Raw genomic sequence first — 26094 nt, forward strand, 5'->3', positions numbered from 1 at the left:
AAAGCTGCTGGACATTCCTACATTTTTCGCACAATAGCAGATTATTTATAATTGTTGAGCACAGGCAGGAATCTGTCGAGAGGCGTTTTCAGTGATGAGAGTAAATATATAACTATTATGCGGACAGTGTACAGTGTGACGATAAGTTGATTCTTGTAACAATCTTGTCGGTGCACCAGTTGGACAGTAACAATATAAAGTAAAAGAGGAGGATATTATTGTGAAAAGAAGAGTAGTTGCAGTTACATTGAGTCTGATTATGACAATGGCAACTGTCAGTGAAGCCGGAGCAGCGGTATTTACTTCTCCTGACGGAGATGACAATGTAATTGTACAGCAGTCAGAAGAAGTAAATGATACTGAGCAGCAGGAAACAGAAGTGACTGAAGACATCTTCACTTCCGGAGAGGAGCAGACAGCACCTCAGGATCAGACAGAGGATGTCTTCTCTGCAACAGCAGACGGTACTGAAACACCGGCATCTGCTCAGATAACGTCAGCAACGTCAGAGGCAGTGACAGCAGATGCGTCAGGAGCACTTGTGGTAAATGCAGAAGACTGGATCCGTGAGGGAAATGAGTTTAAGCTTCAGAAACACCAAAAGACAGCTCCTGTTGCAAACGAACAGCAAGCAGGTAATGCGGACTCAGAAAATAAGGCAGATGTTTCTGAAGAAGGAACAGAGAATGCAGCTTCTGCAAACACAGAGATAACAGATGCAGATGTTATATTAGACACAGCGAATGCGTCAGATACAGATGTGGCAGAAGATACAACCAGTGCGTCAGATGCAGATGTTGTTACAGACACAGCAAATGCCGCAGATACAGCAAATACTGCAGATACAACTTTACCGGATACGGATGCATCCGGAAAGGATGATTTCTATACAGTAATGGATGGAATCATAAAGATCAATACAGTGTATAAGGGAGAGAGCCATACAGGATATTATCTGTTTGATGAAAACGGTTTTCTTGTAACCGGACAGGCTGAAGTGCAGCTTAAAGATGATGGGACGGTAGTTCTTGCTGATGAGGCTGCGGAAACTTCAGCAGATCTTATGTATTTTACAGAAACAGATGATGCTGTCATTTATAGTGGCTGCGAGGGTGAGACTGTTACACCTTATACATCTACTGTAGGTCAGCAGGTAAGGAATGAGTGGAAATGGACAGGAACTGCCTTTCAGTATTATGACAAAGACGGTAAACTGAAAACAGTAGAGCAGCTTGAGAAAGAAGCAAAAGCAGCAGACACTTATACCGGTTATTTTAAGATTGATGATGAGTACTACTGCCTGGATAAAGATGGTAAACCGAGAACCGGTGATATCACTCTTACTGTTAACGGAGAATCAAATCTGTATTATTTTGAAGAAGACAGTATAATCCCCGGAAGAATGTTCCATGAGGGATGGCGCCGTGCAGATGATGAAAAAGGAGAACGCTGGTTATATTATAATCAGGGAAGTAATCCTGCAAATGTGGGTAAATATTATAAACGTGGCGTGATAGCTACAAGACTTGGTACAGATACACCTACATATCTGCTTGATGGCAATGGTTATGTTCTCAAGTCAAAGCTTAAGAAAGCTTCCAACGGTGCTTACTATGGTTCAGACAGTAATGGTATCATTTATAAAAACGCAATGGTTAAATTTGGTAATTACAGATATTACTTCGGATCAAGCGGCAAAAGAGCTACATGGAAAAAGAGATGGGTAAAAGTAGGAACCCATTATTACTATTTTGGAAGTGTAGCCGGACGTGTAGTTGAGAAACATGGATGGAATGCAATAACAAATACAAAGGGCAAGTTTATCGGATGGTTCTATTTTGATGCTAATGGAAATCATTATACTGATAAATGGACATCTAATGGATACTATTTCATGCCGTCAGGAAAACTGGCAAGTGGTTTTGTGGAAATTAATGGTAAGGGTTATCTGTTTGAAGTTTCTTCTGCTACAGAACATAAAGGTAAAGTATACAAAAACACTATGGTGCGTTATAAAAAGAAATGGTATATCGCATCTTCTACAGGAAGTCTGTATAAAAACGGATGGAAAAAATTTAATAAAAAGTATTATTATCTGAAAGATTACGTAGTTCAGACCAACTTGTTTGTGGCTCGTAATGGTGTAAATGGTTATATTGATTCAAACGGAGTATTCAGAACAGGCTGGGTTGTTATAAGTAATGCGGCAAATACTGTGAAGTATATTAATCAGGATGGAACAGGATTTGTGACTAATACAAGTAAGTGGATCGATGGTATGCTGTATTACTTTGACAAAAATGGAAACCGTATCACAGATCTGACCAGCAGATATACCGGACCGTATACTGTACAGGTAGACAGAACCAATGGTGTTATGACGATTTTTGCCGATTCGGCCAGAACAATTCCGGTGAAGACAATCCGTGTATCAGTAGGATTACCTGGCACACCGACGCCTACAGGAAGATTTACGCTGAGCAGAAGTTCAAGATGGCAGCCGTTGATGGGACCGTCATGGGGACAGTATGGAACTCATGTAGACAGAGCTGGTCAGGGAGGAATCTTTGTTCATTCTGTAGCGTGTGGTCAGGCGAACTCTTTCAACCTTCCGGCAGGTGAATACAATAAACTGGGATATCCGGCATCACACGGATGTATCAGAGCCTGCGTTGGCGATGCAAAATGGGTATATTATAACTGTAACGGATCGGTTATTTACATTTTTGACGGTGCTTATAAGGCTGATGATGCCTTAAAGGGACCTCTTGGAAAGAAACCTCTGACTCCATTAAGAGGAGCTGGAAATTACGATCCGACAGACCCGGCGGTTTAACTGAATCAAGTAAGTCCCCTGCGGGAGTTATGAAGAGCAATAAGCAGTGATGGGGATGTAAAGAAACGCATCAGGATATTTTCCTGATGCGTTTCTTAAAATATTTGATTTAAGACAGGACACGACTTGCAGACAGGTAACGGGACGTGTATAATGTATTAATAAAATTGTAATAAAAAAGTAACTATTCAGCAGTTCCTGACAGAGGAGAAAATGAACAGTTACATAAAAAGTGAAAAAGTGTCAGCAAAAAAGTATGAACAGGAGAAGAGGATGAACAGAAAAATCACAAAAAAATTTATGACCTGTCTGATGGCGGCCACGATTACAGTGGGATCATATGCATCTCCGGTAATGGCAAATCCACACTATGACAGGCGTGATACAGTAGCTGAAGAGGAAATGGTACCGGCAGCAGGAGGCGTGGCTGCAGATAAGGGAAGAAGCAAAGTAAATGCTAAAGCATGGAAGAAGATAAACGGAGTCTGCTATAATGGAAGCGGCAAAGTTATCCCGGGAGCTATCACAAGAGGAATAGATGTTTCTGAATGGCAGGGGAATATTGACTGGACAAAGGTAAAGAAATCAGACATTGATTTTGCATTTGTCCGTATTTCTTATGGCCTGAATCATTATGATTATATTTATGAGTCTAATATGATAAAAGCGGAACAGGCAGGAGTACCTGTAGGAACCTATGTATACAGTACGGCTTTATCTGCTGAAACGGCATTAAAGGAGGCACAGTATGCAATTGAGAAAATGCAGGGATATAAAGTCTCCTATCCGGTTGTATTTGATCTGGAATATGCCAAAGCAAGTAATCTTTCACCAAAAAAAGTTTCTCAGATGGCACTTGCCTTCTGCAATGAGGTCCGCAAGGCGGGATACTATCCAATGGTATACTGTAATACAAACTGGTATGATAATTATATAGACTGGTCTCTTTTATCGGGAATTGATGTATGGATCGCAAGATATGGAGATACAATCCAGGCACCGGACAAAGACAGATATAATTATACTATCTGGCAATGTACAGATGGAAATACTGAAAGCGGACTGAACAGTACCAGCGGACTTGTAGCCGGAATACCGGCAGGTAATGATGTTGATGTTAATTTTGGATATGTAGATTATACAAAAAAAGTCACACCGAGAAAAGAACAGGCGTCTGATTATGTTCCATCAAAAAAACCAGTTGTTTCAAACGGGCAGGATAAAATAGAGAGTGGTCTGTATGAAGAAGATGAGAAATACTATTTCATTGATGAAGATGGTGATCGTGTATCAGATAAATGGGAAACTATAAATGGCAAAACCTATTATTTTGGCACAGACGGTTATGCTCTCAAAGGTATGAAAAAAGTAGACGGGAAGTATTACTGGTTTAACAAAAAATACTGTTATATGTATGAAAACCGCCGGGTGACCAGAGCAAATGGAGATATTTACTATTTCGGAAGTGATGGTGTCAGGTATGAGAGCGGAATGACGCAGGTAAATGAGAATGGAAAAGTTCATACTTATTATTTTCAGAAAAATGGAAAAGCATATAAAGGATGGCTGACACTGGAAGGTAAGAAATACTATTTCTTTAAAGGCAGTTCTGCAGTTTCAGGAACACGTGCCGAGAACATTACGCTGACCAGTTCCAGGAAAGTAGTATCTGTCTTCAATTCCGCAGGTGTCTGCATGAAACAGTATAAAAAGAAATAGAAGTAACCTGACAAAAAAGACTCTTATAATTGCGGAGTCTTTTTTAAATGGAAATACAGAAACAATAACTATAGCAATCATAAATGTGAGGAGAGTGGATATGAAGAAAATTGTGATCATAGGTGCAAATGATTTTCAGAGGCCGTTAATTCAGAAAGCTCATGAAATGGGATATGAAACTCATGTGTTTGCCTGGAGAGAAGGTGCGACAGGAGCCAAAGATGCAGATTATTTTTATGAAATAAGCATTACGGAAAAAGAAAAAATCCTGAAGATATGTCAGCAGATCAGACCGCAGGCAGTCACTACCATAGGATCAGATCTGGCAAATATTACAGTACAGTATCTGGCAGAAAAACTGGGACTTCCGGGAAACAGCAGAGAATGTATTGAAAATTCCACTAACAAATTTCAGATGCGCAGTGCATTTTTAAAGGCAGGGATCTGGACTCCGTTTTTTGGCGTTGTGGGGGAGAATGACGTAATACAGGTTCCGGGATATCCGGTCATTGTGAAACCTACAGACCGTTCAGGAAGCCGTGGGATTACCAGAGTAGAATGTGAGGAGGAATTGCAGGCTGCAGTTTCCAGGGCAATAGAACAGTCTTTTGAAAAGAAAGCAATCATAGAGGAATATATAAAAGGTTCGGAATACAGTGTAGAGACGATCAGTTATCAGGGCAGACACACTCTTCTGGCTGTCACAAAGAAATATACTACAGGAAATCCTCATTACATAGAAGTCGGACATCTGGAACCTGCACCATTGAAACCGGAGATAAAAGAGAAAATCAGGAAAACAGTTTTTGCAGCACTGGATGCCCTGAAAGTGGAGAATGGCGCAGGGCACAGTGAGCTGCGTATTGACAGAGATGGAAATGTAAGAATTATTGAGATTGGTTCAAGAATGGGCGGTGACTGTATAGGCTCAGATCTTGTGCCATTATCTTCCGGACAGGATTTTGTGGGCATGGTAATAGATGTAGCTGCCGGAAATCCGCCTCAGATAAAGAAGAATGTGAAACAGCATGTTTCTGCCATACGTTTTCTGATGAATATGAAAGAAATCCACAATCTGAACCGGATAAAGGAGAATTATCCACAGACTGTCAGAAAAATTGTGCAGGAAAGTGCTGTGGAGGGAGCATCTATTGTGGATAGTGGAAGCAGACCGGGATTTTATATTCTTCAGACAGATTCTATGGAAGAAATGGAGAAACTTCTGCATCCGGGACCGGAAGTGAATCCAATCCAGATATTTGAAACACCAGTTCAGAAACTGGGCAGTTATGACAAAGAAAATCATTTCTATATGAAACGAGATGATCTGCTTCCGTTTTCTTTCGGGGGGAATAAGGTTCGGTTTGCCCGGGAATTTGTGGAGGATATGAAAGAGAAGCACTGTGACAGTATGATCATTTATGGGAATTATCATTCCAATCTCTGCAGGATACTGGCAACTCTCTGCCATCAGTTGTCTGTTCCGTGTTATATGATCCACAATACAGAAGATATTAAGGATAACCGTGAGACGAATAACAGCCGTATTATCCGCAGGATGGGAGTTAGAGAAATCCGTTGCGGCAAACAGACGATAGCAGAGGCTGTGCAGACGGCCATGGATGAACTTACGGAAAAAGGATACCGTCCCTATTATATTTACGGAAATACAAGGGGTGAGGGAAATGAGCATATTCCTATGCGGTCCTATGAGAAAACATATGATGAACTGTACAACTGGGAGAAAGAAAATCATACATTCTTCGATTATATTTTCCTTGCATCCAGTACCAACGCTACTCAGTCTGGTCTATTGGCAGGAAGCCTGAAATATGAAGATAACTGTAAAATCGTAGGAATCTCCGTATCCCGAAATGAGAAACGCGGAAAAGAAGTGATTGCCGGAAATGTTCGAAAGTATGCAGAACTTTATTCACAGATGCTGCCGGAGAACTGGGAACAGAAAATATATTTTACAGATGAATATATGGAAGGCGGGTATGCTTCTTATTCCGAAGCAGTAGCGCAGATTATCCGGAAGGTCTATGACCGTGAAGGAATTCCTCTTGATATGACATATACAGGAAAGGCTTTTTATGGTATGATGGAATATCTGAAAAAGCAGAAGATTACAGGGAAAAATATTTTATTTCTCCATACAGGAGGTCTTCCGCTATTCTTTGATTTTCTGGAGGATGATAAATAGAAATGAAGAAACTGATGATTCTTGGGGCAAGTTATTCTCAGCTTCCCCTGTATAAGGCTGCCGCTGATCTGGGGATTGGAACTGTGGCTGTCAGTACGCCGGGAGACTGGCCGGGATTTCAACTGGCAGATGAGTGTTCTTATACAGATATCTCAGATCCGGAAGCTGTTCTGGAGGCAGCGCAGAAACATAAGATCAATGGAATTGCTACCTGTTGTCTGGATGCGGGAATCCGCTCTGTGGGATATGTCTGTGAACATATGGGACTTAAGGGGCTTTCAGCGGAAGCAGGAAAGTTATGCTCAGATAAATATCTTATGAAAGAAGCGTTTGTAAGGAATGGCGTAAATTGTGCACGGCATATCTGTATACGAAACAGAGAAGAGCTGGAAACAGCAGTCGGAACCCTGAAATTCCCGGTAATCCTTAAAGCAGTAGATCTTATGGGAAGCAGAGGGATTTTTCGATGCAATACAAAAGAAGAAGTTTACTCTCATTATGCAGATACAATGACAGCAACCGGAAAAGATTATTGTCTGCTGGAAGAATTTATTGAAGGCGAGATGTTGGGATGTGAGGCAATGATCTGCGATGGGGAACTTCTGTATTGCCTTCCGAATAATATTGAAAATTATCCGGGGTTTGTGCCCACACCGATCGGACATTCGGTTCCATACAGAAAGCAGAAAACTCTCGGAGGAGAAGTGCGCAGGCAGGTAATTCTGGCCCTGAATGCTCTTGGAATGGATAATTGTCCTGTAAACTGCGATCTGATGGAGAAGGACGGAAAGATTTATGTGATTGAAATTACGGGAAGGGCAGGAGGAAACTGTCTGCCGGAAATCGCAGGGCTTTATTATGGAATAAACTATTATGAAGCAATCGTCAGGCTTGCCATGGATATGGATGTAAAGAATCTGTTTGCGGGAGAAAGCCTGAGACCGGCAGTTTTGTCTCATATCCTTACTTCTGATAAAGATGGAATCCTGAAACAGATACATAATGAAAACAATCCGCAGCCGGATCTGACCGATCTTTCTTTTAATGTGAGCCCGGGTGATGAAATCCGCCATTATGAAAACGGAAGAGACAGGCTCGGACAGGTGATTCTGACAGGGAAAAACCTGCAGGGATGTGAGAATCGTCTGGTTGAGGTTTTGTCTAAAATTAGCATTGAATTTATAGCTTGATTGTGAGAAAATAGCATGAGTGATTATATAAATGAAAAAAAGAGCCTGTTTTTACTGTTACATATAAGTCTTCTGTTCAGTTCTTTAAGCGGGGTGTGTTCGAAGCTTGCATCCGGTTATACAGATAATATTTTTTCTATACAGTTTGTATTCTGGTTTGGTCTGGTTTTTGTGATTATGTTTGGCTATGCCATTATCTGGCAGCAGGTATTGAAAAGGATGCCGCTGACGGTCGCATATGCAAACAAACCGGTTACTCTGATCTGGGGCATTATCTGGGGAAGACTGATCTTTGGGGAAAAGATAACATGGAATATGCTGGCAGGGGCCGCAGTAATATTTTTGGGGATTTATCTGGTAATCAGCCGGAAATCAGAGAATGAGGGAGGAGAGATGCATGAGTAAATCCGTAGGTGCAGTGTGTCTGCTTTTATTTTCGGTATTTATATCTTCTGTTTCTCAGATCCTTTTGAAAAAAGCGGCAAATAAAACTTATAAAGACCATATTCGGGAATATATCAATCCCCTGGTTATTTTTGCATACGGGATGTTTTTTGGTTCGGTGATTCTGACTATGTTGTCACTGAAGAATATACCCCTGTCCATGCAGCCAATCCTGGAATCGGCAGGGTATATTTTTGTGACGGTTATGGGATATTTATTCCTAGGAGAGAAGATAGGAAAGAGAAAGTTTGCAGGGATCGGACTGATCATGCTGGGGATTCTGATTTTTTCCCTGTAGATATTATAAGTTAAAATTTCGTCATATCATATGGCGGTAATATGAAAGTGATAAACAGATATTAAGGAGAGACAAAGGAAATGTTGGTATCTATTGTTATACCATGTTACAATTCAGAACACACTATCGGAGAAGTTGTGGAACTGGCTATACAGGAATTTGATAAACTGGACAGATATGAATGTGAGTTTGTTCTTGTAAATGATTATTCCAGAGACGGTACATGGAACTCTATCTGTTGTCTGGCTGATCGTTATCCCAATGTGAAAGGCATTAATCTGGCAAAGAATTTTGGACAGCATAATGCGATCATGGCAGCAATGTCTCAGGCGGAAGGTGATCTGATCGTGGGAATGGATGATGATATGCAGAACCATCCGTCCCAGATTCCTCAGTTTCTGGCAAAGATTGAAGAGGGATATGACATTGTTTTTGGGGTATTTAAGCAGAGAAAATTTTCTGTGATAAAGAATATCACAGGAGCTGTCAGCAGATTTCTGCTCTGGCATCTTCTGGACAGACCGAAGGATATCCAGATGAGCAGCTTCTGGTGCTGCAGGAAGTATGTCAGGGATGAAGTGGTCAGATATGATGGGTATAATATTTTTCTTCAGGTACTTTTTTTCCGCACCACACATAATATCGCAAATATAGAAATCGAACATTTTGCCAGAGAGGTAGGAGAGTCCAATTACAATTTCCGCAGAGGGCTGAAGCTGTTTATGTCCTGCCTGAATTTTACGGTCATTCCATTGCGTCTGGCAACCTTTTTCGGAACAGTATTTTCAGCGGCCGGTTTTGTGGGGGCGATTGTAGTTTTTATAAGGAAGCTTCTGGATCCGTCGATCGCGATCGGATGGTCTTCTCTGATGTGTGCGTTTCTTGTATTGTTTGGAATCTGTTTCCTGATGTTGGGGATCATTGGAGAATACATAGGAAAGCTGATCCTTAATATTAATAAAACGCCACAGTATGTTGTGCGTGAGACACGCAATGTAAAGAAGGTTGCAGAAACAGAACCTTCTGAGATATCTGATGGAACCGGAAGACCGGAAAATACAGGAAAAACAGATGAGGTAACAGATGATTGATTTTAACAGACCTGCGTATGTAGGTAGGGAACTTGAATATATTAAGAATGCAGTACATAGAGGGATGCTCTGCGGAGACGGAGAGTACACAAAGAGATGCTCTGCATGGATGGAAGAGAGATTTCACGCAGGTCATGTGATGCTGACGACCTCCTGCACACATGCACTGGAAATGGCAGCCTATCTCTGTGAGATAGAACCCGGGGATGAAGTAATCATGCCTTCCTATACGTTTGTATCCACTGCCGATGCTTTTGTTTTACGGCAGGCGAAGATTGTATTTGTGGATATCAGACCGGATACCATGAATATGGATGAGAAGCTGATCGAGCAGGCGATTACTGACAGAACAAAGGTGATCGTACCAGTTCATTATGCAGGAGTTGCCTGTGAGATGGACACGATCATGAAGATTGCCCGAAAGTACGGACTGAAGGTAGTGGAGGATGCTGCTCAGGGTGTGGATGCATTCTACAAGGGAAAGGCACTTGGAACTATTGGTGATTTTGGATGTTACAGTTTCCATGAGACTAAGAATTATACCATGGGAGAGGGCGGAGCTCTGCTTTACAATGATGACAGATATCAGGAGAAAGCAGAAATCCTCAGGGAAAAGGGAACAGACAGAAGCAAGTTCTTCCGTGGACAGGTGGATAAATACCGCTGGATGGATTATGGTTCCTCCTATCTTCCAAGTGAATTGAATGCAGCGTATCTCTTTGCCCAGCTTGAGGAAAGGGAGAAGATTTATAATAAACGTATGGAAATTTATGAGTATTACCACAGAAATCTGGCACATCTGGCAGCAGAGGGAAAAATAGAGCAGCCATTTGTGCCGGAGGAATGTATTCATAATGCACATATGTATTATATTAAGGTACATGATATGGAGGTCCGGACAAGACTGATCAGGTATCTGAGAGAAAAGGGAATCTGCTCCGTGTTTCATTATGTACCGTTGCATTCTGCACCTGCAGGCGTAAAATACGGAAGATTCGCCGGAGAAGATGTTTATACAACAAAAGAAAGTGAAAGGCTGGTTCGTCTGCCCATGTTTTATAATCTTGATATGGAAGATGTAAAATATGTGACGGATACCATTGATCAGTTTGATGGATTTTAACGATTATCTGTCTGTCGGAAACTGGAAGGTTTTAAAGAGGATTAAAAGATTATTATGAAAAAATGGAAACGGTTACTGCTGATCGGACTATCTGCCTGTATGCTGGCAGTTCCGGCAGCAGATGTATCAGCAGCAGTGGATCTGAATGCAAAATATGATATTTCTTCAAATCAGATCCCGGGATGGCCCACAGGTCCGGAGATTACCTCTGATACAGGTGTATTAATGGATGCAGACAGTGGAATCCTTTTATATAATAAGGGTGGTGATGAACAGCGTTATCCGGCAAGTATCACAAAAATCATGACGCTCCTTGTTGCCGTAGAGAATTCTTCTCTGGATGATCAGGTTACATTTACGGAAACAGGTATCAGAGATATTTCCTGGGATTCCGGAAATATCGGAATGCAGCTTGGAGAAGTGATGAGTATGAGGGATTGTCTCTACGCTCTGTTTATCCAGTCTGCCAATGAAGTGGCTGCTCAGATTGCCGAATATGTGGGAGGTACAGAGCAGAATTTTATTGATATGATGAATAAGAGGGCTGCAGAGATTGGATGTACGAACACGCATTTTACCAATGCAAGCGGACTTCCGGACGATAATCATTATTCGACTGCAAGGGATATGGCACTTATCATGCGGGAAGCTATAAAAAATAAAACTTTCCGAAAGATCATGAAGAAGCAGACCTATACGATAAAACCGACGAATATGAACAGTGAGTCAAGAAGACTTCATACACATCATCCTATGTTTGCCGAGGAATCTCCCTATCATTATGAGGGCTGCATTGGAGGAAAAACAGGATCTACAAATGCTGCGGGAAGTACACTTGTCACAGTGGTGAAGAGAAAAGCAGGAACTTATATTGCTGTTACCATGAAGGCACAGGAACAGGGATATGCGGTTGCTGATTCAGCAGCAATGTTTGATTATGCATATGATAATTTCAGCAGGATTGAGGTTGAGGGCGGAAGTGTTCTGGTTCCAAATGGAACAGATATAAATTCGCTGACAGCAGATACACAGACAGGCAATGACAGTGAACAGAAAACCTATTATCTGGGGGATTATATGGTGGGAACGGCAACAGTTCCTCTGGTATCACAGGTACCGGATACACCGGCCGTGACAGAAGAACCTGACACTGATAACAGGGCAGATAATGATGAGGCTGAAAATGAAAGTACAGAAAGTACAGATGCCGTAACAGAAAAAAAAACATCACATAGCCTGTTACAGATTTTGCTGATCATAATGGCCGGGATGGTACTGCTTCTGATCATTCTGGTCATAGCACTTGTAAAAAAAGAAAGAAGATAAATAGAAAAGAGGAAAAGAAAATGGGAAAAATCAAAGTTACAGAATGTGGTGGAATCAAAGGTTTAAAGGTTGTGGAACCTACAGTTTTCGGAGATGCAAGAGGCTACTTTATGGAAACCTATAACTATAATGATTTTAAAGAAGCCGGGATTGATGTAGAGTTTGTACAGGATAATCAGTCAAGCTCTCATAAAGGTGTTCTCCGCGGACTCCATTTCCAGATCAGTTATCCTCAGGATAAGCTGGTACGTGTTGTAAACGGCGAGGTATTTGATGTGGCAGTAGACCTTCGTGAAGGTTCTGAGACATATGGCAAATGGTTTGGCGTTGTTCTTTCAGCGGAGAATAAAAAGCAGTTTTTCATTCCCAAGGGATTTGCGCACGGATTTCTTGTTCTGTCTGACCATGCGGAATTTGTCTATAAATGTTCTGATTTCTACCATCCGAATGATGAGGGCGGACTGATCTGGAATGACCCGGATATCGGGGTTGAATGGCCGATTCCGGAAGGAATGGAATTAAGCTTTTCTGATAAAGATACAAAATGGGGAAGCTTTAAGGATTACCGTAAATAGGAGAACGTGAGATTGAATACGATTTTTTCATTACCGATGGATATTTATAAAAACAGACGTCTTGTGGGTAAGCTGGCGAAGAATGATTTTAAGACCAGATATGCAGGTTCCTATCTGGGAATCGTGTGGGCATTTATTCAGCCTGTGATCACAATTCTGGTATACTGGTTTGTATTCTCTGTGGGTTTTCGTTCAGGCACAGGAGATCTGGGAGTTCCCTTTGTTCTTTACCTGGTTGCAGGAATCGTACCGTGGTTCTTCTTTCAGGACGCATTGATCGGGGGAACGAATTCCCTGCTGGAATATAATTATCTGGTAAAAAAAGTAGTTTTTAATATCAGTGTGCTTCCTGTGGTGAAGATTATTTCTGCCATGTTTGTACATGCATTCTTTGTGCTGTTTACCATTATTTTGTATGCAGCCTATGGAAAATTTCCTGACATCTATTATCTGCAGATCATTTATTACAGTGGATGTGTGTTCCTTCTGGTATTAGGACTTTCCTATGCAACAAGTGCAATTGTTATCTTTTTCAGAGACCTGACACAGATCATCAATATTGTGCTTCAGGTGGGAGTCTGGCTGACTCCGATAATGTGGATCGTGGAGAATTCACCTCTGCAGGGACATCCCATGATCATGAAAATCCTGAAACTGAATCCTATGTATTATATTGTTTCAGGATACAGGGATACATTTCTGATGAAAAACTGGTTCTGGGAACATGCGGGATGGACTGTTTATTTCTGGGTATTTACAATTCTGTGTTTCCTGTTTGGAAGCTGGGTATTTAAACGCCTGCGCATACATTTTGCAGATGTGCTGTAAAAAGGCAGATATCCTGTAATAAAGAAAGTGTCAGAGAAACAGGTATGGCAGAAAGGAAATAATGATAACGTGGAGAGTAAGAAAGTAATTCAGGTGAAAGATCTCACCAAAATGTATAAATTGTATGATAAGCCATCTGACAGACTGAAAGAAGCACTGGGGCTTACCAGAAAGAAACTTTATAAAGAGCACTATGCATTGCATGATGTGACATTTGATATTAATGAAGGGGAGTGCGTGGGAATTATCGGAACCAATGGTTCCGGTAAATCTACCATCCTTAAAATCATTACCGGTGTGCTGACTCCCACAGAGGGTGAAGTAAAGGTAGACGGAAGGATTTCCGCACTTCTGGAGCTTGGTGCCGGTTTTAATATGGAATATTCAGGTCTTGAAAATGTGTATCTTAACGGTACCATGATCGGCTTTTCAAAAGAAGAAATTGATGCCAGACTGGACGATATTCTGGAATTTGCAGACATTGGAGATTTTATCCATCAGCCTGTAAAGACATATTCCAGCGGTATGTTCGTGCGTCTGGCTTTTGCTGTTGCGATCAATATTGATCCGGAAATCCTGGTGGTAGATGAGGCATTATCTGTAGGTGATGTCTTTTTCCAGGCAAAATGCTACCACAAATTTGAAGAGTTTAAGAAACAGGGAAAGACAATCCTGTTTGTAAGCCATGACCTGAGCAGCGTATCCAAATACTGTGACAGGGTAATTCTTTTAAATAAGGGTGTAAAGCTGGATGAAGGTTCACCGAAGCAGATGGTAGATCTGTATAAGCAGCTTCTGGTAGGACAGAACCCTGTGAAACAGAATGGAACTGACAGCGGAGAAAACACGCCGAAAACAGAAAAAGATCATGGAAGCTTTCAGGCAAATCCCAATCTTCTGGAGTATGGAAACCGTATGGCTGAGATCATAGATTTTGAAGTGCTTGATGATAAGGGGATGCTTTCCAATACTATTGAAAAGGGGACTTCTTTTAAGATCAGGCTGAAAGCAAGATTTAATGAAGATATTCAGGAGCCTATTCTTGCATATACCTTTAAGAATATAAAAGGTACAGAGATCACCGGAACCAATACCATGTTCGAGAAAGTACAGATCGAGAGGTCAGGAAAAGGAGATATATGCACTGTGACATTTACACAGGATATGAATCTGCAGGGCGGTGAATATCTTCTGTCCTTCGGATGTACAGGATATAAGGACGGAGATTTTACTGTGTTCCACAGACTTTACGATGCATGTAATATTACTGTGGTTTCCAGTAAGAATACGGTTGGATTTTATGATATGAATTCAAAAATAGAAGTACAGTGTGAGGGATAACCATGGGAGAGATGATTGGAAAAGTATATCTGGATACCACGTATTATCCGGGAAAGGATCTATACAGTGACGGTGCGATCGAAGATGAGATGCTTGCCATTGCCAGAGATTATACACCGCAGGAGTTTAACAATGTGATCAGAGAGAAGGAGAGCTGGCCAATCCTGTATCACTTTTCACATATCAGAGAGAATATTTTAGGCTGGCTTCCTTTTACAGGCGAAGAAAAGGTTCTGGAGGTAGGTGCAGGATGCGGTGCTGTTACCGGAGTACTCTGCAGAAAAGCAAAAGAAGTCACCAGTATTGATCTGTCTATGAAACGAAGCAGGATCAATGCGTACAGACACAAAGATCAGGATAATCTGAAAATCCTTGTGGGAAATTTCCAGGAGATTGAACAGAATCTGACAGAAAAATACGATTATATTACTCTGATTGGTGTGTTTGAGTACGGGGAGGCATATATTCAGAGTGAAGATCCTTATGTGGATTTTCTGAAGATTATTTCCAGACATCTGAAACCGGATGGGAAGATTATTCTTGCCATTGAAAACCGGCTGGGACTGAAATACTGGGCCGGCTGTACAGAGGATCATTTCGGAACTCTTTTTGAGGGAATAGAAGGATACCCGCGTACCAGCGGGGTAAAGACTTTCACAAAGAAGGAATTTGGAAAAATCCTGAAGAGTGCAGGAGATTTAAAAGCATCCTGGTATTATCCGTTTCCGGATTACAAATTTCCGATGACAGTCTATTCTGACGGATATCTTCCGGCAAAAGGTGAGCTGAACCGTACAGAATACAATTTTGACAGATTCCGTCTGCAGCTTTTTCAGGAATCTTCTGTATATGATACACTTCTGGACAATGATCTGTATCCGCAGTTTGCCAACTCTTTCCTGCTTCTGATCGGCAGGGAGCAGCCTGAAATAAAGACATTATATGCCAAATTTTCCAATGAAAGAGACAGGCATTTTGATATCCGGACAGAGATATCCGGTACAGAGTCCGGAGAAAAAACAGTGAGAAAATATCCGGAAACAGAGGAAGCATCTGAACATATCAGCAGGCTGGAAAAGATCTCCCTGAATCTCAGTGAATTATATAAAGAGTCCGGTATTTCCGTAAATAAGTGTAAAGGCGGAAAGAATTATGCTGAGTTTGAATTTCTTAACGGGATCACACTGGAAGAAAAGCTTGACACGTTACTTAAAGAAGGAAAAACAGATCAGGCAGAGGAACTTCTGTTTACTTATACAGACATGGTAAAGAAAATCCATGAAAGAGAGGAATTTTACAAAACAGAAGATTTTGTAAGAGTATTCGGGAATGTAAGACTTAAGCCCGGACTGAAATGTGCTGCTATATCAAATATTGATCTTGTACCGGCGAATATTATCCTGGAACAGGGAAGGGCATCTGTGATTGATTATGAGTGGACATTTTCTTTTCCTGTACCGTCACAGTTTATTGTATATCGGATGATTCATTATTATCTGGAGAGTGATGGGAAACGGGAAGTACTCAGACAGAGAAATTTTTATGAGAAAGCAGGGCTTACAGAGGAAGATTGTAAGGTATTTGCTGAGATGGAGAGAAACTTTCAGCAATATATGCTGGGCAGCCATGCATCCATGCTCAGTCTTTACAGAAGAATTTCACCCGGTAAAGCCGATGCTGTAATATTCTATGAGGAGAAGAAAAAAGAAGCTGCACAGAAACTGCAGATTTTTCTGGATACAGGCAGTGGATTCAGCGAGGAAAACTCAGTGAAATTCCCGATTAAAGACCGCAGATGTATAGTGAAAATGGAACTTCCCGGGCGGATACAGAGTCTGCGCCTTGATCCTGGAGAATTAAGAACAGGGATACGTGTCTGCAGAATACATTGGGAAGATGGAACTTCTGCACAGTTTTGTACAAATGGAGTTTCGTTAGGTGAAAATCTGTATTACTTTGGCGCCGCTGATCCGCAGATTCAGATTCAGAGGATTCCTGAGAATGTCGGAACTATTGAAATAGAACTGGAATTCGAGGATGAGAAAGAGACCTCTGAGAAATTTTGGAATATATATCAGAAACGGGAGCAGAATTTCAGAATACGTGAGGCAGAACTTCAGAAACAGGAGAATGTACTCCGGACAGTGGAGAACAGTAAACTGTGGAAGATGTACAGAAATGTAAAGAAGGTATAACATACAGGCAAAGCAGTAACGTAAAAGGATATAATTATGGCAAAAATACTTTGGAGTGTGGATGAAAAGATATATAATGATCAGACTGCACATACTCTGATCCTGAAAGGTTGGGCTGCGCAGACTGAGGGTGCAGAGTGTGAATTTTCTCTGAAAGGAGACGGGGAGGAGATTACAATATCTGCGCCGGAACGTTTTGACAGAGCAGATGTATCTCACAGTCTGGATGAACTCAGGGAAGCTTCAAATATCGGGTTTGCAGTAAAAATCCCGGAAATCCGGGAACTGACCGGCAGATATAAAAGGCTGGAACTGACAGTGACAGCAGAACAGGAAAGTGCAGTATTGTGGGAAACAAATACAGAAGAACTGGAGAAATTCTGCACAGACAGTCTGCTGGAATATCATATTGACAGAGAAGAAATACTGGGAAAGACCACACTGCTGATCGAGGGATGGGTATTGGATCAGCTGGGGTCAGATGAGATTATTGTAGAAGATAAGTCTCATACAGTGATCAATTGTAAGATCAGACGTATGCGCCGTCCTGATGTGCTGGAAGAGAGAAAAATCAGACGTGAAGAAAATAATGAGATAGGTTTTTCGCTTTCAATAGATCTTTCTGATGAGCGCAGAAATGAATTTTTTGTTTATTTTAAAGGTGCGGAGACAGAAAAATGTCATGTGGTGGACATAAAGAAACTGAAGGCAGAAAAATCAGTATTTCACCAGAGAATGAAGCTTTTATCCTGGGAGAACAGAGAAAAGAACTTTGCATATATCAGAGAAAAAGGTCTGGGAGATTTTGTTCGTTATGTGGGAACTTATCAGCAGGATAATTCGTCTCAGGATTATGAAGCGTGGCTGAGAAACCATGTAGCAGGAAGAAAAGAACTGAAAAGGCAGAGGGCAGCAGTTTTTTCAACTACACCTCTGATCAGTATTGTAATCCCACTGTATAACACTCCCTTAGAATATCTGAAGGAAATGGTGGATTCAGTGCTCGCACAGACCTATGGCAACTGGCAGTTATGTCTGGCAGACGGCAGCGAGGGAGATGAAGTCAGCGAATTCTTGAGAAAAAAATACAAACAGGAAATCCGCATTTCTTATAAGAAGCTGAAAGAAAACAAAGGTATTTCCGAAAATACAAATGCAGCCGTTAAGCTTGCAATGGGAGAGTATATCATGCTCTGCGATCATGATGATGTTCTTGCACCGGATGCACTTTTTCATATTGTAAAGGCGATCACTGAGAAAAAAGCAGATGCGATCTATACGGATGAAGATAAGATCAGCATGGATGGAAAGCATTACTTTGAGCCAAACTTTAAACCGGATTTTAACCTGTTCAGACTCAGAGAGAATAATTATATCTGTCATATTTTTGTGGTAAAAAGAACGATTTTGGATCAGGCAGGAACATTTCGCCGGGAATATGATGGAGCACAGGATTTTGACCTGATCTTTCGCTGCTGCGAGAAGGCGGAAAGGATTGTTCATATTCCAAGAGTCCTTTATCACTGGAGAAGTCATATGAATTCTACAGCGGCCAATCCGGAAAGTAAACGATATGCTTTTGAAGCAGGAAAACGAGCGATAGAAGCACACTATGAACGTGCGGGAATCCGGGCAGATGTAGAGCTGACAGAACGCCCGGGATGGTACAGAAGTCATGTGGAAATAGAAGGAAAACCGCTGATTTCCATTATTATCCCGAATAAGGATCATATTGATGATCTGGAACTCTGTATTGCCTCTGTAGAAGAGAAATCCACCTGGAAAAATTATGAGATTCTGATCGTAGAGAATAACAGTGAAGATAAGAAAACTTTTGCCTATTATGAGCAACTGAAACAAAGGTATGAGAATGTGAGGATTCTTGTATGGAAGAAAGAATTCAATTATTCATCCATCAATAATTTTGCAGTAAGAGAAGCAAGAGGGGAGTATCTTTTGTTCCTGAATAATGATGTGGAGATCATCACTCCTTCCTGGATGGAAGAGATGCTTCAGATCTGCCAGCAGGATGGCGTGGGAATTACGGGTGCAAAGCTTTATTATCCGGATGATACCATTCAGCATGCCGGTGTGGTTCTTGGGCTTGGAGGTATTGCAGGACATATTATGTGTAAGGCCGGAAGGGAAGACATCGGATATATGGGCCGCATGGTCTGTGTTCAGGAGATCAGTGCCGTTACTGCTGCATGTATGCTGGTGAAAACTTCTGTGTTTAAGGCAGCAGGCGGGTTTGATGAAGAACTGAGAGTGGCATTTAATGATATTGATCTGTGTATGCAGGTAAGACATATGGGACAGAAGATTGTATTCACTCCTTATGCGGAGTTATATCATTATGAATCCAAGTCCAGAGGTCTTGAAGATACACCTGAGAAGCAACTGCGTTTCTCGAAGGAAATGAAATGTTTCCGACGGAAATGGGAAAGAGAACTGCTGAAGGGAGATCCTTATTACAGTCCTAACCTGTCATTAAAAGAGGGGAATTGTTCCCTGAGAAAAGAAGAAAGAAATGGGGAATCACATGCCTGAAGAAATATTTGAAGTAACAAGAGAAAGATTTCATCTGCTGGACAGAAATCAGTATATCGTGCAGGGAAGCTGGCCAAAAGATGCGAAGATGGAAGCATATCTGGACGGTCATAAGCTGAAGACGACGGTGAAGAAAGTAGAGATGGTCAGTGCCCTGGAGCGTTTTAAGGATCCGGATCTTATGCGTGGAGAGCAGATCACAGCTACGCTGGAGATACCGGACAGTCTGGAAGAATCCAAGAAGCTGGTGATCTACGCAGATATGCCGGACAGGAAAAAAGTATGGTTTTCCATATCAGCCGGCGAACTGAGAAAGAAAAGAGACAGGCCGCAGGTTTACTTTGAAGAAGAAAAAGTACAGCAGGGAATGGTGCGTTTAAGAGGATGGGTGATTGACAGTAAGCCGGTTGCGATCCAGATTTTTGATGAGAATAAGAAACCTCTGGATGCAGATATTCAGAGAACAGACCGTGTGGATGTGAATCAGCTTTATGAAGAACTGGAAAATCCGGAGAAAACAGGATTTTTCACAGAAGTAACCAATGTTCACGGTAAATGTCTGTATGTGGTTTTTAAGGCAGGAAACAGAAAAACAGTGAAGGTTGTTCCCTTAAGAAGAATGGAAGTTCTGGCAAAGAAAGTGGACAGATATGCAAAAAAAGGACTTCATTACTGGAAAACCCAGGGAGGCACTGCACTTGCAGGGAAGATTGTCTCCAAAATAAAGACAGCTTCTACAAGAGAAATTCCATATCAGAAATGGATTGTCCGTCATCTTCCGGGAAAAGCAGAGCTTGAGAAACAGAGAAGAACAAAACTGTCATACAGTCCGAAGATTTCTATCGTTGTTCCGCTTTACAAAACTCCGGAAAAGTATCTGAGAAGACTGACAGAGTCTGTGCAGCAGCAGACCTATCCAAACTGGGAGCTGTGTCTTTCCGATGGAAGTGGCACAGATTCACCTCTTACCGGAATTCTGAAAGAACTTTGTGCGAAGGATGCAAGGATTAAAGTGATCACACATGACAGGACACTTCAGATTTCGGAGAATACGAACAGTGCCATAGAAGCTGCATCCGGAGATTTTATTGCTTTTGCGGATCATGATGATGAACTGACCCCTCATGCATTATTTGAATGTGTAAAGGCGTTGAATGATCATCCGGGAACATTGGTGGTATATTCTGATGAAGATAAAATGTCCATGGACGGACATAAATTTTTTCAGCCACATTTCAAACCAGACTATAATCCGGATCTGTTGTGCACAGTGAATTATATCTGCCATTTATTTGTGGTATCACGCAGCGTGATCGAAAAGGTGGGAATGCTGCGCAAAGAATTTGACGGGGCGCAGGACTATGATTTCATTTTCCGATGTGTGGAAGCTGTAAAGGATGAGGAAATTTACCACGTACCGAAGATCCTGTATCACTGGCGGTGTCATGAGAATTCTACTGCTGAGAATCCGGAAAGCAAAACCTATGCTTTTGATGCAGGAAGAAGGGCAGTTCAGGAGCATTATAACAGGGTGGGAGTTCATGCAAAAGTATCTGACGGAGAATTTCCGGGACTTTACAGAACAGAGTTCATCCGTGATCATGATCCATTGATTTCCATTATTATTCCGAATAAAGATCACATTGATGATCTGAAACGCTGTATGGATTCCATAGAGCAGAAATCCACATACAGAAATTACGAATATGTGATCGTGGAGAATAACAGCACAGATCCTGAGACGTTTGAATATTATAAGAAACTGGAAGCGGAGAATAAAAAAGTCCATGTAGTTTACTGGGACGGGGTATTCAATTATTCTGCTATCAATAATTATGGTGCCTCCTTTGCAAAGGGAGAATATTTTCTTCTTCTGAACAATGATACAGAGATCATTAATCCGAACTGCCTGGAAGAATTATTAGGCTACTGTATGCGCAGTGATGTAGGCGCAGTAGGTGCCAGATTATACTATGAAGATGATACGATCCAGCATGCCGGAGTTGTCATCGGATTTGGAGGAATTGCAGGACACTGCTTTGTACTTCAGCCAAGAGGAACAACAGGATACTGTCACAGAATTATCTGTGCACAGGACTACAGTGCTGTTACGGCTGCCTGCATGATGGTAAAAAGGTCTGCATTTGAAAAGGTGGGAGGTCTTTCCGAAGAACTTCAGGTTGCCTTTAATGACATTGATTTTTGTATGAAACTGCGGCAGGCCGGATACCTGATCGTATATAATCCTTACGCTGAACTTTATCATTATGAATCCAAATCAAGAGGACTGGAGGATACTCCGGAAAAGGTGGCACGTTTCAACAGAGAGATTTCTGTTTTTGAAAAAAGATGGCCGGATATTCTGAGAAATGGTGATCCGTATTATAATCCGAATCTTACATTAAAGAGTCAGGATTTTTCTCTGAAACGGATATAGGGGCAGATTTATGAGAAAAAATATGTCAGAGGAATCTAAAACAAAGCTGCTGCTTATGGCAGCTTTGTCTGTAAGCTGCCTGTTTCTGTTCCGGGAGTATCTGTCTGGTGATCTTGTTATGGTATATAATGATGTGGGCGGCGATACATGGCAGCAGTATACTGCGTATTATGCAAGTGTTGTGAACCATTTGCGGGCGGGGAACTTTGCACTGTGGGATTTTACCAATGGAATCGGAATTAATCTTTTTTCATGGTTTCAGATGGATCCGTCCCTGATCCTCCTTCTGATGATCGGGGTTATACTTGGACCTGCACACATGCTGTATTATCTGGTGATTTTACAGATTATGAAGATTCTGGCAGCCGGAATTGTGTTTTATATGTTTCTCTCGGAATTTTCTTACAGTAAACAGGCGAAATTTATAGCGGCCTTTGCTTATGGAATGAATGGTTATCTGCTGGTATGGGGACAGCATTATCAATTTGGAATGGTCACTGTGTATTTTCCGCTTATGCTTCTGTTTGCGGAGAAATATATACGCGGAAAAAAGGGGAAAACTTTTTTCTGTGTGGCTGTATTTCTGAGTGGAATCTACAGCGTATATCTGTCTTATATGAGCCTGATCGGAATTGGATTTTATCTGCTGTTCAGATCCATTATGACAGAAGAAAAGCCGGGTGCAGCATGCCGGAAGTTTTTTATCGGATGCGTACAAATCGTTCTGGGAATTGGTATGAGTCTGGGAATATTTCTGCCTATGGCAGAGGGCATTATGAATTCTTCCAGGGTTTCTTCTGCATCAGGCAGTATACTGGAAATATTGAAAAATTATCTCCTGCCATATAAGAATGTCAATTATTATAATTCGCTTTTGATCCGCCCGTTTTCTACCAATCTGCAAAACCTGCAGGAACTGGGAAAGGCAAAGTATGAGGGATATAAGAATTACTACGAAGATCCCATATTATTCTGTTCGACACTTTCCGTGATATTTCTGGTTCAGTTTCTTATTGTATTCCGAAAAAAAGAAAAGGATAGAAAAGTCAGAGGATGTGTTTACTGCGCAGCGGTATTAATGCTGTTTACATTATTATTGCCTCTTGGCGGACGTGTGTTTAATGCATTCACAGAAACGCCTACGAATCGTTATACATATATATTCATAGCATTTTTTCTGATAGCATTTGCCTGGATGTGGGATTATCTCAGGCAGGGAGGCAGAATCAGTATTTTGGCCTTGATGATCACAGAAGCACTGATGTTGAGGGCATATTTTTGCGGGTATTCGGACAGTGTTTTTGGGGAATACAGAGAAAATGCCATGATTCTTGCAGCAACAGGTACTGTTATGATCGTATGTGTGCTGTATCTGAGCGTCAGTTCCGGGAAAAAGGGAAGAAAACTGGTTACAGGATTGCTGACAGTAATGGTATTTGTTAACGTAATATCAGAAGGTGGGATAACGTATACGGATCGTATCTGTCTGAGAAAAACAGATACCCCACAGGAACAGGTTGCGGCACTGGCAGAAGAAACTGCACGTCTTGAAGCATCGGAGGATTCGGAAACCCAGGCAAGGGCAGTACTGAACAGACCCCAGACCTATTACAGAAGTCTGTATAATCAGGATATTCAGGATGCATTGAATTATTTAAAGGAAACAGATCATGAATTTTACAGAGTGGAGAAAGATTTCTCGTCAGGAACTGTTTCCATGGATTCACAGATCCAGGGTTACAGAGGAGTCAGTACATATAATTCAGTTATGAATGGAAGTGTAAAAGAATTTGTGAATACCTGTTATCCGGAGTTCCTGTACATGGACAGGAACCGATATACGTTCTGGCCCATTGCACAGGATACATTTTTTGCTTCTTTTATGGGTGTGAGGTATCTTATTTCGGAGAAACCGGACCTTGATGATACGAAATATAAATATCTTCGACAGTTTGGTCAGCTTTTTTTATATAAAAATGTAAAAGAGGCAGATGTTGCAAGGTTTTATGAGAATACTGTTTCTGAAGAAAGTCTTAGAAAATTATGTACCGGAAAAAAAAGAAAGAAGAACAGAGAGCGTATTCTGGAAAATTATCTGGTAACAGAGGATGGGGTAGATATTTCGGATTTTTCTGAACTGACAGAGGTTTTGGAAGAACAGAAAAAATCTGCAGTCACATTAGATGCGGCAGAGAAAGATTCATATTTGACCGGAAGTGTATCGGCGCAGGCAGATGGTTATGTAATGTGCATGATTCCGTGGGAAAAAGGCTGGACGGTGACTGTTGACGGAGAGAAAGTGCAGACCCAGAAAGGAGATCTGGGATTTCTTGCATTTCAGGTTGATAAAGGTGAACACCAGCTGGAACTGACTTATCAGGTTCCGGGACTGAAGGCAGGAATGGCTGCAGGTGTGGTCTGCTGGTTTATCTATATTTCCATATGCTTTTATCAGAGCAGAAAAAAGAAAAGAAATTTATAAATAAAGTGGCTGTCGCACAGGGAAAAATCCATATAAAATGCGACAGCCATTTTGTAATTATAATATTTGTGAGATGTCTGGCAAATCCGCTACATCAGGATTTGATCACTCTGATCATCAGGAACAGGAAGAAAAGCAGGAACGCTGCTCCGATCGCACCGATGATATAATAGGGAACATCTGTATGAGAAGCCGAAAAGGCTTTGGCTGCTTCCATATTTTTCTGACCGGTAATGGCAGCATCGTCGGTTTCCTGCTGTGTATCTTCAAGGACTGCAGTTCCCACAGGGGTTTTGCTGAAGTAATACTGACGCATAATCTGACCGTCAGAAGATGTGTCCTCTGTTGTAAGACCGTCCTCACCGGTACCGTTTGGCACGATCACAGTTCCACCTGAAAGACGGTTAAAATCATTGTCTGCAATCGTCAGAGGAGAAAAATTATCAAATCCGTAGTTGAGAAGTGTGATGGCCTCATTATCTGTGGCACCGGAGGCACCGTGCAAAACCACACATACAAGCTTCATATTATTTTTGGATGCTTCACAGACCAGAGTACTGCCGGAAGCTTCCGTGTATCCTTCTTTTCCGCCGATGCAGGCATCATAATAACCATCGCTTGTGTTATTGATCATTGTAAAATTGTTGGTAAGCACACGGTCACCTCCGGAAACATTTGTTGCCGGGATGGTATAGGAAGTAGTAGCTGCAATTGTGCGGAAAGTGTCATTTTCCATGGCGGTTTCCATGATCAGTGCCATGTCACGTGCAGTTGTGTGCTGATTCTCATCCGGAAGTCCGGTAGGGTTGGTAAAGACAGTATCTGTGCAGCCAAGCTCCTGCGCGCGGGTATTCATTGCCTGCACGAAGGCATCTACAGAACCGCTGATATGTTCTGCTACCTGCAGTGCGATATCATTGGCAGAAGCAACCATGATCGCATACAGGCACTGTTCCATGGTAAATACTTCATCTAACTGAGCGGAAATATTGGCCCCTCCGTCAGTGACACCGGATACACCGGTTGCAGTCATGGTTACCTGATCATCCGGATTACTGTTTTCAAGTGCCAGCAGACAGGTCATAACCTTTACTGCGCTGGCCGGATAAAGTGCCTGATCTGCATTCTTGGAATAGAGAACCGTATTGGTTGAGGTTTCCATTACGATTGCAGCCGTGGAAGAGATGTCAGATGCCTGTGGCCATCCCTCAATCCCGTTGGTAGCGACAACTGAAGGATCGGCAGTCTGTACCTGCTGTGCAGCGGCGGCTGTGTTGTCAGAGGTTTCTTCAGCAGCGAATGCGGGAATCTGTGAAAATACAGTAACTGTACCAAGTCCCAGAGCCAGCAGTGCTGCGGCAATTCTTTTTTTCTTCATGGTATGATAATACTCCTGTTTATAAAAATCTGTAACTTTCTGTCTTTAAATTATTATATGTGGAAACAGTATAAC

Annotated in this window: 17 protein-coding genes; 16 read left to right on the forward strand and 1 reads right to left on the reverse strand. The window is 41.7% G+C overall.

The window, feature by feature from the left end:
* Positions 1–220: 220 nt before the first annotated feature.
* The 16 genes from G4417_RS04335 (at position 221) to G4417_RS04410 (ending at position 24641) form a co-directional block, all read left to right on the forward strand.
* Positions 221–2836, forward strand: a complete 2616-nt coding sequence (locus G4417_RS04335) for a L,D-transpeptidase family protein (RefSeq protein WP_330598148.1) — start codon at positions 221–223, stop codon at positions 2834–2836.
* Between the two features lie 273 nt (positions 2837–3109).
* Positions 3110–4555, forward strand: coding sequence for a glycoside hydrolase family 25 protein (locus G4417_RS04340; protein ID WP_173682743.1), 1446 nt, complete (start codon positions 3110–3112; stop codon positions 4553–4555).
* A 100-nt stretch (positions 4556–4655) separates the two neighbouring features.
* The gene (locus tag G4417_RS04345) at positions 4656–6761 is read left to right on the forward strand and encodes a pyridoxal-phosphate dependent enzyme (RefSeq protein WP_173682744.1); all 2106 of its coding nucleotides are present in this window, start codon (positions 4656–4658) and stop codon (positions 6759–6761) included.
* A 2-nt stretch (positions 6762–6763) separates the two neighbouring features.
* Positions 6764–7951: an ATP-grasp domain-containing protein gene (locus G4417_RS04350; protein ID WP_173682745.1), complete on the forward strand. Its 1188-nt coding sequence runs from the start codon at positions 6764–6766 to the stop codon at positions 7949–7951.
* A 15-nt stretch (positions 7952–7966) separates the two neighbouring features.
* Entirely contained in the window at positions 7967–8356 is a 390-nt protein-coding gene (locus tag G4417_RS04355) for a DMT family transporter (protein WP_173682746.1), read from the forward strand.
* Positions 8349–8693 (forward strand): EamA family transporter, encoded by a 345-nt coding sequence (locus G4417_RS04360; protein ID WP_173682747.1) that lies wholly within the window; start codon positions 8349–8351, stop codon positions 8691–8693. The genes G4417_RS04355 and G4417_RS04360 overlap by 8 nt, the downstream gene beginning before the upstream one ends.
* 80 nt (positions 8694–8773) lie before the next feature.
* Complete coding sequence (locus tag G4417_RS04365; protein ID WP_173682748.1) at positions 8774–9784, forward strand: glycosyltransferase family 2 protein; 1011 nt, start codon at positions 8774–8776, stop codon at positions 9782–9784.
* Positions 9777–10907 (forward strand): dTDP-4-amino-4,6-dideoxygalactose transaminase, encoded by a 1131-nt coding sequence (gene rffA / locus G4417_RS04370; protein WP_173682749.1) that lies wholly within the window; start codon positions 9777–9779, stop codon positions 10905–10907. Before G4417_RS04365 ends, rffA begins: the two co-directional genes overlap by 8 nt.
* 54 nt (positions 10908–10961) lie before the next feature.
* Positions 10962–12233: a D-alanyl-D-alanine carboxypeptidase family protein gene (locus G4417_RS04375; protein WP_173682750.1), complete on the forward strand. Its 1272-nt coding sequence runs from the start codon at positions 10962–10964 to the stop codon at positions 12231–12233.
* A 20-nt stretch (positions 12234–12253) separates the two neighbouring features.
* Entirely contained in the window at positions 12254–12808 is a 555-nt protein-coding gene (gene rfbC / locus G4417_RS04380; protein ID WP_173682751.1) for a dTDP-4-dehydrorhamnose 3,5-epimerase, read from the forward strand.
* A 12-nt stretch (positions 12809–12820) separates the two neighbouring features.
* Positions 12821–13636 carry an ABC transporter permease gene (locus G4417_RS04385; RefSeq protein WP_173682752.1) on the forward strand — a complete coding sequence of 272 codons (816 nt, stop codon included), beginning with the start codon at positions 12821–12823 and terminating at the stop codon, positions 13634–13636.
* 111 nt (positions 13637–13747) lie between these two features.
* Positions 13748–14977 (forward strand): ABC transporter ATP-binding protein, encoded by a 1230-nt coding sequence (locus tag G4417_RS04390; RefSeq protein ID WP_173682797.1) that lies wholly within the window; start codon positions 13748–13750, stop codon positions 14975–14977.
* Positions 14978–14979: 2 nt separating this feature from the next.
* Positions 14980–17172, forward strand: coding sequence for a class I SAM-dependent methyltransferase (locus tag G4417_RS04395; RefSeq protein ID WP_173682753.1), 2193 nt, complete (start codon positions 14980–14982; stop codon positions 17170–17172).
* Positions 17173–17208: 36 nt separating this feature from the next.
* Positions 17209–19722 carry a glycosyltransferase family 2 protein gene (locus G4417_RS04400; RefSeq protein ID WP_173682754.1) on the forward strand — a complete coding sequence of 838 codons (2514 nt, stop codon included), beginning with the start codon at positions 17209–17211 and terminating at the stop codon, positions 19720–19722.
* Positions 19715–22159 carry a glycosyltransferase family 2 protein gene (locus G4417_RS04405; RefSeq protein WP_173682755.1) on the forward strand — a complete coding sequence of 815 codons (2445 nt, stop codon included), beginning with the start codon at positions 19715–19717 and terminating at the stop codon, positions 22157–22159. Before G4417_RS04400 ends, G4417_RS04405 begins: the two co-directional genes overlap by 8 nt.
* Positions 22160–22169: 10 nt before the next feature.
* A complete protein-coding gene (locus tag G4417_RS04410; RefSeq protein WP_173682756.1) occupies positions 22170–24641 on the forward strand; it encodes a YfhO family protein in 2472 nt (823 codons plus the stop codon).
* A gap of 94 nt (positions 24642–24735) precedes the next feature.
* Here the strand turns inward: G4417_RS04410 and G4417_RS04415 are convergent, their stop codons facing one another.
* A complete protein-coding gene (locus G4417_RS04415) occupies positions 24736–26019 on the reverse strand; it encodes a D-alanyl-D-alanine carboxypeptidase family protein (RefSeq protein WP_173682757.1) in 1284 nt (427 codons plus the stop codon).
* Between the last annotated feature and the right edge of the window lie 75 nt (positions 26020–26094).

This window comes from Blautia wexlerae (assembly GCF_013300825.1).
Classification (GTDB): Bacteria; Bacillota; Clostridia; order Lachnospirales; family Lachnospiraceae; genus Blautia_A; species Blautia_A wexlerae_B.